The organism is Caballeronia sp. AZ1_KS37 (genome assembly GCF_023631165.1).
Lineage (GTDB): Bacteria > Pseudomonadota > Gammaproteobacteria > Burkholderiales > Burkholderiaceae > Caballeronia > Caballeronia zhejiangensis.
In genome coordinates, this window is the sequence record NZ_JALQDP010000045.1 from 165,091 (window position 1) to 174,739 (window position 9,649).

The following is a 9,649-nucleotide window of genomic DNA, read 5'->3' on the forward strand; positions in this document are numbered from 1 at the left end:
TACTCATATAGACGGTGCATTTGATTTTTAACCAGCGGGACTATGGCGTTTCGCGCGCTTCGTTTAGGTGAAGTGAATTGTGACCAGCCGTCGAGACGCTGGAATCCAACTGCGCCGACGTTCGCAGAGGTGAGGTTTTTTGTGATGGGAGCCGGCGTTCCACTGAGCTCACGATGCCATGGAGCGTTTCGCTGTCCTCTGAGCGTGTCGGGAATCACTGAAGATTGCTTGTATAAGTGGTTGATCTTATTGATAGTCTTGCACCTCCGCCCCAGTGCTTGCAAATTTCGATCAATTCCAATAGCTATTCATCACTGCGGCGAGTATTCTACGGTTCGACATCTAGTTACACCAAAACCGTGGAAACATCGGCGAGCGTGAAGAAAACGCCTCACCGTGGACTAAAAAAGGAAGCACCGAATGAATTTGAGCGAACTGCCAGGGATTAATCGAAGGGTGAAGCTCTCCAACCTAGGAGAGTTCGCAGAGCGTTTGTCGGTCATGACGAACGAACTGCGTGATCAGATCTTGGCACCACGGCCAAGGAAGACAGCGCCCGTGTTTACGATAGGCGAGCTGTCGGACATGTGCGGGATCGACCGGCAGAAGATCAATTATCTGGCGACAAAGGAAGGTACTGACCTCCCGCCGGGTGAAACGCACGGAACCGGGCGTGCGCGTATTTTCTCTCTGAAGGATGCCCGAACGTGGGTTCAGCAGGTCTCGGACATTTATCAGACGCCGCTTGTCACTGGTACGCGCGAGCATCGCGGTCGCGTGTTAATCACGGCGAACTTCAAAGGCGGATCGTGCAAGACGACGACGTCGATGTGCATCGGCCAAGGATTGAGCTTGCGTGGTCGCAAGGTTCTCATGATCGACCTCGACCCACAAGCGTCGCTTTCGGAGTTGTGCGGCCTGTACGCGGAAAAGGACGTGACTTGGGAGGATACGGTCCTGCCATACATTTACGATCCGGACATGGAAGGCGGTCTCGCGTCGAAAGTGCAAAGCACGTATTGGGACGGACTCGATGTGATTCCGGCACACAACTATCTTCACGACGCCGAATTCCATCTGCCTACTGCGCAGAAGACGAACGCGAACTTCGAGTTCTGGTCGGTGTTGCGAAAAGGGATTGAGCCGCTGCGCGCGGAGTACGACTACATCATCCTGGATACCGCGCCTTCGCTCTCTTACATGACGCTGAACGGATTGATGGCGGCCGATTCGATGGTCATGCCGCTCGTACCCGAAAGTCTGGATTTCATTTCGTCGGTGTCGTTCTGGTCGTTGTTCGCTGAAGTCGCGAATGGTTTCGTCGAACACGAAGTCGACAAAACATACGACTTCGTTTCGGTGCTTCTCTCGCGGGTCGACTATGGCAATACATCTTCGGCGCCGGTCGTGCGCTCATGGTCTCAGCGCGCGTATGGCGACTGGTTGCACACCACTGAGATTCCGGCGAGTTCGGTCATGAGCAATGGCGCGTTGGCTTTTTCTACTGTCTTCGATCTTTCACGGGCCGAGACAGTCGCGAAAACTTTGGCGCGCGTAAAACAGCCGATGGTCGACTACTGCAAATGGATCGATGACCAGTACGTTGAGCAATGGAGGGCGGGACAATGAGCAGCCTTCGCGACCGAATGATGAGCAAGACCGCGGAAGTGCGTGCGGCAAAGGACATCCAACTCGATCCGCAGCAAGAGAAGGCGACGAGTCCGCGCACCGCGCCCGGAATGGCAGCGGCGTTGGCCTCGGCGCAGCAGCGCATCGCGCAACTCGAGCAGGCGGGTCCCGCGTCGGAAGCGCCGGTGTCGGAGATCGTTCCGAATCCCTGGCAGCCTCGGCAAGTATTCAACGACGCGAAGCTTGTGCAACTCGCCGAGTCGATCCGCGAAGCGGGTCTCGTACAGCCGATCGTTGTACGGCGCATCGGCACCGGATACCAGATCGTGGCGGGTGAGCGGCGCTGGCGCGCGCATAAGATGATCGGTAAGGAATCGATCAAGGTTCTTGTCGTCGATCTTTCTGACGAAGAGATGGCGATGCTTGCCCTCGTCGAAAACGTAGCGCGTGAAGATCTGTGCGACTACGAGATCTCGCGATCGATTCGACGGACCGAAAAGGAATTTCCTAACCGCAAGCGCATGGCTGAAGCGTTGGGCATCTCGCGCTCCGAGTTGTACCGGTATCTTTCGTTTGGCGAGTTGCCGGATTTCGTCGTGCAGGATCTAGATGTGCAACCTCGCCTGTTGGGAGCCACCGCCGCGGAGAATGTCGTCTCGGTACTGCGCGGGCGGAATGCGGCGGCGTTCGACGTTGCCAAGGGCCTTTGGGCGCGCGTCGTTTCGGGCGATCTGGATCAGTCGAAATTTGGCAAGGCGATCAAGCAGGCTTTGGATGACGAGCGCAAGCCGGCGCCGGCCGTAAGCGATCGCAGTATCGACAAGATTTTTGCGGGTGGATCGCAGGCAGGGTCGATCACGAGAGACTCAATGGGGCTCACGGTCAAGATCAAAGCCGGATTACTGACCGAAGAAAAGGAACGGCAAATTCGGGAGTTGGTGACACAATTGTTTGCCGATAACAGCTAGTTGATTCCCTCCAGCAATTGGTCTTGATGCGGTGCGCTCAGCATCTGGGTCAATTTCCGAAGCTCCAAGAGTGTCTCAACTTGGGACACGCGCAGCGCGAAGTCACGCTCGTGCACTTCTAGATTGATCTAACGAGTGTCCCGACTTGGGACACTCGGTCTCCGCAGCAGCCTCCGCCGTTCACGCCCGGGGCGCAAACTTTCCCACACGCGCGCATCGAAAGGACTCCCACGGTTGTTTGCACGCCAACTCGTGAACTGATGCTATTTCCCAGTGGGAACGAGCTGTCTCAACGGCAGGACAATTGATGGCAAAGCACCATCGATGCAGATGAGGCGCGCGAAGTGTCTCATTCCCGCTCCCGCGTCTGGGCGTTCCATTTGGCGCCGAGACGACGCAGCTACTACCTCCTGGGCGCGTCGATGCGGGTAGCTTTCAGTGTGGGTGAATACCAGCTTGGGAAAGGCGGAGCCCGCCAGAGCGTCCAAAGCTTAACGGAAAGCCTGAACATCCTCCTAGCGACGGGGAACCCGACGGAGAAGCCGGTCACCGCCAGTCGAGCAAGTACCTCGCCTAGATAGCCGCAGAACAATGTTCGCTCCGATCGTTCGTGAAACAATCGACGCCGCGTTTCCACTCCTGCGATCGCTAGACAGGACGGGCTTGCCGGCCATTTTTTACGCTGTTCTGGGAAGATGTTTCACGAAATCGTCGGCGTGAACACAGGGTATCGGCATAAAAGGAACCGGCGAGCGGTCCGAAATGCGCATAACGGCCGCATCGTGACGAACAAGACGAAAAATGTAGCGCTCGATACGTCCGCAGTGAGGCGTCGAAGCTGCGTTAGACGGCGTTTCGCTGGTCGCGGCGAAGAACACCCGTCGCGAATCCGGATGGGGCGACGGAAGACATCGATCCGCCAGCTAATCTTCGTAAAACGCTGCGCGGATCAGCAAACTTTCCGCTTGCTCCCTCGTCCATTCAGACTGCTTGCCGCCCGCGTGCTGGTGAAAAAGCTCGGACGGAACATGCGCGAGCCGCAGGTATCTCAAAGTTAGGTTCAGCGTCCCCGCGCGTTCGCTCTCGCGAACTTCCGCGCGCGCGACAATCCCGAAGAGCGCTCATCATGCGCGACCGGGATCAGTCGCGGGAAGAAAATGTCGAGCACCGCGACCATCGAGAGCAATACGACGGCAACGAAGACCATCGCGCCAAGAAACTCGAGCAAAGACATATTCACCTCGTCCGGTCGCATAGTTTTGTATTGGAGATCTACTGGACTCAGTGTGAGCGAGGCATGGCAAAGTCGATGTCGCGATCAGCCGGGACAACAGGCATCTGTTCGACGCTTCAAATTTCCGTCCGCGCTTAATGTCTGGAATGCGCGCGGGCTGACCGAAATGCGTCCGCGGGCGTCCGGCGCGTCGAAATTCAAAGTCAGACGCAAGTGGCGAGTTGTCGGCGGAAAGGCCCCTGCGCAACGCCTACCTTGTATATTTCTTCGGTATCCGAAATAATGTGGCCGTGAAAATGCGCGCGGGATGCTTAGCGCAAATAAATCCGGACGGGCAAAGCTCAACAGGCCGCCGGCAATCCGATCCGCAACTGGCAGTGCGCGACGCGCACTCCACGCGACATCACTTCGTAGCGGCCACCACGAAGGCGTCTGATCTGTCAGGTAGCGTCAAAGCTCCTAATACCTGACTGTTGCTGAAAAAAACGACGCCCGTAAGCTTCGCACCCGGATATATGCAGGGCGCGGGTCCAAACGTGATCGTGGCGTCCAGCACGTCTTTGTCGCCATGAGGCGTGGCGGCTCCGCTGAACGTGCAGCCGCTCAAGCCTTCACCCTTGATCGAGCCGTCCTGCCCGATTACAAAAGTGGCGGTCTCGCCGTCCTTCGTCGATCCGGCCGCGCCCGAATACGTCCCGGCAACGGACGACAGCGCCACCGGACGTTCATAGTTGGCGTCATAAACCACGTTGAACTTGATGCTGTTCTGCTTCGCCGTGCTCGTATAGATCACGCCCTGAACGCTGTTCTTCGCGTTGTAGCCCGCGAGGACGGGCGTATCGGTCGCCGCCTTGCCGCTTATGTCGAAGGTGCGCGCATTGTCCGACTGAAAAGTGCCATGAGATGCGGATGCCGCACCCTGTACCAGACCTAGCGCGTTTGTCGTCGTGTTCGCATACACGAAATAGAAAGCGCCAGTCTCGAGCACTACGCCGCCCACGACGTTGCCGTTCGCATCGGTTCCGGAATAAAGGCCTTGTGCAGCGTTAGCCTCGGGCGCGCTCGGCGCATTATCGGAACTGCCGCCGCCCCCACCGCATGCGGCCAAAACGACTGTAACTGCAGATACTGCGACGACGCGTTTCATATTTTTCTGATGTCTGAACTTGCGCTAGCGGCAAGCGAATGAAATAAGCGATGACCGGAATCTTGAACGGGTCCGACAGCCTTTGGAGCGGCAGGCCATCGCGGTCCCGCGATTGCCGAATTTGGCCTTCCCCTTGGGGATAACGGCATGGAAGCGCACGACTTGAGGGCGTATGCTATTCATCGATGCGCCATGACGCAGCACTGTCAACGGCCGGACATAGAGCCGGCACATTCTTGTCGAAGCCCGCTACGCAGGGAGAGAGGACAGATCATGGATGACACGCCCACCATCGAATCGCGGATCAGCGCCGAGCCCGCGCGCAGCGGACTTGGCGTCGAGGCGCTGCAGCGCGATATCGTCGATAACCTCATCTGTCTGCAGGCGCGCTATCCGGAGATCGCCACGCCGCACGACTGGTACATGGCGCTCGCCTACGCCGTCCGCGACCGGATGATGACCCGCCGAGTCGCCACCACGCACACCTATGTAGCGCGCGACGCAAAAGTCGCGTGTTATCTGTCCGCTGAATTTCTCATCGGCCCCCAACTCGGCAACAACCTGATCAATCTCGGCATCGAAAGCAACGCGCGCGAAGCGTTGCAGGCGCTCGGACTCGACCTCGATACGCTGCTGTCGATCGAAGAGGAACCGGGCCTTGGCAACGGCGGCCTCGGACGCCTGGCCGCGTGCTATCTCGACTCGCTTTCCACGCTCGAAATCCCGGCGATCGGGTACGGAATCCGCTATGAGTTCGGCATCTTCGATCAGGAAATCCGCGACGGCTGGCAAGTGGAAATCACCGACAAATGGCTGCAGAAGGGCAACCCGTGGGAAATCCTGCGCACGGACGTCGCGTTCTACGTGAACTTCGGTGGCCGCACCGAAAGCTCGACCGATGAAGCGGGCCGCTTTCATGTGCGCTGGATTCCTGCCTATACGGTCAAAGGCGTGGCCTGCGATACGCCGATCCCCGGTTTTCACGTCAATACATGTAACTCGTTGAGGCTCTGGAAAAGCGAGGCAGTCGAGTCGTTCGATCTTCAGGATTTCAATGCCGGCGACTATTACGAAGCCGTGCACGAGAAGGTGCTTTCGGAGACGCTGTCGAAGGTGCTTTATCCAAATGACGAGCCCGAAGCGGGTAAGCGCTTGCGGCTCGCGCAGCAGTACTTCTTCGTTTCGTGTTCGTTGCAGGATATGTTGCGCCTGCTTGCGCTCAAGGGCGAGCCGATCAATCGCTTGCCGGACATGTTCACGGCGCAATTGAACGACACGCATCCGTCGATAGCCGTCGCCGAGTTGATGCGCCTGCTCGTGGATGAGCGGCAACTGCCTTGGGACGACGCCTGGGACATCACGCAGCGCACGCTCGCCTATACGAATCACACGCTGTTGCCCGAAGCGCTCGAGACGTGGGGCTTGCCATTGTTTCAGGGCTTGTTGCCGCGATTGATCGAGATCATCTACGAGATCAATCGCCGCTTCCTCGATGATGTCCGCCAACGATATCCCGGCGACGAAGCGCGGATCGCGCGCATGTCGCTGATCGACGAAAGCGGCACGAAGCGCGTACGCATGGCGCATCTTGCGACGGTCGGCAGTCACGCGATCAACGGTGTGGCCGCGCTCCATTCGGCACTGCTCGAAAAGACGGTGCTGCGAGATTTCGCCGAGCTATGGCCCGAGCGCTTCCATAACGTGACCAACGGCGTCACGCCGCGCCGCTTCATGATGCTCAGCAATCCGGGTCTCGCGAAACTGCTGGACGAGGGGCTGGGGGAAGGTTGGGCGACCGATCTCGGCAGACTGCGCAAGCTGTCCGAATACGCCGACGATGCCGCATTTCAGGAACGCTGGCGCAACGTGAAGCAGGCGAACAAGCAGATCCTCGCGGATAAGATCAAGAGCGCGACGGGCATCGTCGTCGATCCTGCGGCGCTGTTCGACATACAGGTCAAGCGAATCCACGAGTACAAGCGGCAACATCTGAACGCGCTATACATCGTGACGCAGTACATGCGTCTGCGCCGCGATCCACAACTCGCGCTGACGCCGCGCTGCTTCGTATTCGGCGGCAAGGCCGCGCCGGGCTACGCGATGGCCAAGCTCATCATCCGGCTGATCAACGGCATCGCTGAAGTCGTGAACGACGATCCCGCGATGAACGGCCGCCTGAAAGTCGTATTCTTCCCGGACTTCAACGTCAAGAACGCACACTTCATTTACCCGGCTGCGGACCTGTCCGAGCAGATCTCGACCGCGGGCAAGGAGGCTTCGGGCACCGGAAACATGAAGTTCATGATGAATGGCGCGTTGACCATCGGTACGCTCGATGGCGCGAATATCGAGATGCGCGAAGAAGTCGGCGATGAAAACTTCTTCCTGTTCGGCCTGAATGCGGACGAAGTGGAACGCGTGAAGCGCGAAGGGTATCGTCCGGCCGACTATGCGGATGCGAATCAGACGTTGCGGGAAGTGCTGGAGTTGATCGGCAGCGGGCACTTCTCGCGCGGAGATCGAGAGATGTTCCGTCCGCTGGTCGACAACCTGCTGCACCACGATCCGTTTCTGGTGCTTGCCGACTATGCCGCGTACGTCGCGCGTCAGGAAGATGTGAGCGCCGCCTGGCGCGACGAGCGGCGCTGGACTCGCATGTCCATCCTGAATACCGCCTATGCAGGCAAGTTCTCTTCGGACCGCGCGGTTCACGAATATTGCGAGCGGATCTGGAATATCCGCCCCGTGAAGATTTCCATCGAACGACGAAACTAGTTTTTCTTCCCGAGATCGCGCAGACGCTTGCCGGCCATCAGATCGTTGCCGAGTTTCTCGAGCGAAACGCCGCGCGTCTCGGGCACGTAGAAGAACACGACGACCGCAAAGATGACGTTGAGGATCGCATAGAGCACGAAGGTGTTCGCTTCGCCGACGGTCGACAGCAAGCTCAGGAACGTGGCCGCGACCGCCATGTTGGCGACCCAATTGACGAGCGTCGAAACGGCGATGCCGAAGTCGCGCCCTTGCTGCGGCTGGATCTCCGAGCACAGGATCCAAACGAGCGGGCCGGCAGACATGGCGAACCCCGCGATGAAAAGCAGCAGCGACGCGACCGCCAGAATCTGTGCCGTGAGGCCGGCGACTCCGGCATGCAGCAGGAACCCGAGCGAACACATGCCGATTGCCATGATGGCGCATCCCGCATAGAGGATCGGCTTGCGGCCCCAACGGTCGACGAAGGCAATCGCGCCGAAGGTCGCAATGACGTTGACGAGGCCGACGATGACTGTCGCCCACAGTTGCTGTTCATGAGTCGCGAAGCCGGCCAGTTCGAAGATGCGCGGAGCGTAGTACATCACGACGTTGATGCCGGTGAGTTGCTGGAACACCTGCAGCACGACTCCGAGCAGTACCGAGCGACGGAAGTTCGCGTTTTGCCGCAACAGGCTCCATCCTCGCTGGGGCCGCGTGTTGTCTTCGTTGACCTGTTCGAGTTCGGCTTGCACGTCGGCGGGATTGGCGTAGAAGCGTTGAAGGACGGCGCGCGCTTCGTCGGCGCGGTTGCGCTGAAGCAGCCAGCGCGGGCTATCGGGAAGGGCGAGCACGCCTGCGAGGAAGAAGACGGCGGGAATCGCGATGACGCCGAGCATCCAGCGCCAGTCGGCCACGTACGACAGTCCGATGTTCGACAGGAAGGCGGCCAGGATTCCGACGGTAATCATCAACTGATACGTCGAGATCATCGCGCCGCGTACTTGTCGCGGCGCAACCTCCGAAAGATAAAGCGGCGCGGTGAAGGACGCCATTCCGACCGCGAGGCCCAGCAGCAAGCGTGCGCCGATCAGATGAGCCGGACTCGCCGCGAACCCGGACCATAGCGATCCCGCAATGAAAAGTATCGCCGCCAGCACGAGCGCATAGCGGCGTCCGAGACGCCACGATAGCCAGCCCGCACCCAGTGCGCCGATCGCCGCGCCTACCATCATCGAGCTGACGATCCATTCCTGTGCGCGATCGCTCAGAACAAAATGCTTCGCGATGAAAGGCAGTGCGCCCGAGATCACCCCGATGTCGAGGCCGAACAGCAGGCCGGCGAGCGCCGCCATCAGGCAGACGAAGAGACCATATCGTCCGGTTTTCGTGGATGTCGGGACGCTGCGGTCGGCGAGGGTGCTCATCTGAGTTGTCTCCAGGTTGCGCTTCAAACCGGTCACGGTGGCAGTCGGGCGGCTTTGCTTCGACCATGCGACTGCGCACATGATCGAAGATGAGAATTAGCGCGGGATGAGCGCGCGATGAAGGACGCCTGAATCGTGTGACCGGCCGACATCGTACCGGTGAGCGTCAATTGCCGCCCAATGCCATCGCCTCGTTGTTGTGCCTGGTCAATTCTTCGTGCGCGCGTGCGATCTGACGTGCACAGACGCCGGTGACACGCGCCGCTGCTCGGCTTCGAATTTGCCGCCCGAAATGACCCGATTATTTTTTTGGAAAAGGCGCTTGACGTCGTCGAAATAGCCCCGCATAATTCGCCTCCCGTTGAATGACGGCGCGCAACAAAGCAAGCGAATAGCGAAGCAAATAACTGCGCAAATGCTCTTTAAAAACTAACAGCCGATAAGTGTGGGCGCTTGATGGCGAGTGCGGCTGGTTCTTCGGAATCGGCGATAG

Annotated in this window: 6 protein-coding genes; 3 read left to right on the top strand and 3 right to left on the bottom strand. The window is 58.9% G+C overall.

The features are described 5' to 3' along the window. Window positions 1–420 precede the first annotated feature (420 nt). Window positions 421–1,629, top strand: a complete 1,209-nt coding sequence (locus NCS00_RS31855) for a ParA family protein (RefSeq protein WP_033535672.1) — start codon at window positions 421–423, stop codon at window positions 1,627–1,629. After that, window positions 1,626–2,597 carry a ParB/RepB/Spo0J family partition protein gene (locus tag NCS00_RS31860; protein WP_008345313.1) on the top strand — a complete coding sequence of 324 codons (972 nt, stop codon included), beginning with the start codon at window positions 1,626–1,628 and terminating at the stop codon, window positions 2,595–2,597. Before NCS00_RS31855 ends, NCS00_RS31860 begins: the two co-directional genes overlap by 4 nt. A 1,637-nt stretch (window positions 2,598–4,234) precedes the next feature. Here the strand turns inward: NCS00_RS31860 and NCS00_RS31865 are convergent. Next, entirely contained in the window at window positions 4,235–4,978 is a 744-nt protein-coding gene (locus NCS00_RS31865; RefSeq protein WP_175982393.1) for a hypothetical protein, read from the bottom strand. 273 nt (window positions 4,979–5,251) lie between these two features. Between NCS00_RS31865 and NCS00_RS31870 the strand changes: the two genes are divergently transcribed. Beyond that, the gene (locus tag NCS00_RS31870) at window positions 5,252–7,753 is read left to right on the top strand and encodes a glycogen/starch/alpha-glucan phosphorylase (protein ID WP_250442148.1); all 2,502 of its coding nucleotides are present in this window, start codon (window positions 5,252–5,254) and stop codon (window positions 7,751–7,753) included. Here the strand turns inward: NCS00_RS31870 and NCS00_RS31875 are convergent. Further along, a complete protein-coding gene (locus tag NCS00_RS31875) occupies window positions 7,750–9,156 on the bottom strand; it encodes a sugar porter family MFS transporter (protein ID WP_008345310.1) in 1,407 nt (468 codons plus the stop codon). The genes NCS00_RS31870 and NCS00_RS31875 overlap by 4 nt on opposite strands. A 301-nt stretch (window positions 9,157–9,457) precedes the next feature. Further along, window positions 9,458–9,649: hypothetical protein (locus NCS00_RS31880; protein ID WP_250442149.1), on the bottom strand; the 192-nt coding region annotated here is incomplete at its 5' end.

Coding starts and splice junctions, on each gene's coding strand:
- NCS00_RS31870 (WP_250442148.1), top strand. CDS start 5,252: ATGGATGACACGCCCACCATCGAATCGCGGATCAGCGCCGAGCCCGCG.
- NCS00_RS31855 (WP_033535672.1), top strand. CDS start 421: ATGAATTTGAGCGAACTGCCAGGGATTAATCGAAGGGTGAAGCTCTCC.
- NCS00_RS31860 (WP_008345313.1), top strand. CDS start 1,626: ATGAGCAGCCTTCGCGACCGAATGATGAGCAAGACCGCGGAAGTGCGT.
- NCS00_RS31875 (WP_008345310.1), bottom strand. CDS start 9,156: ATGAGCACCCTCGCCGACCGCAGCGTCCCGACATCCACGAAAACCGGA.
- NCS00_RS31865 (WP_175982393.1), bottom strand. CDS start 4,978: ATGAAACGCGTCGTCGCAGTATCTGCAGTTACAGTCGTTTTGGCCGCA.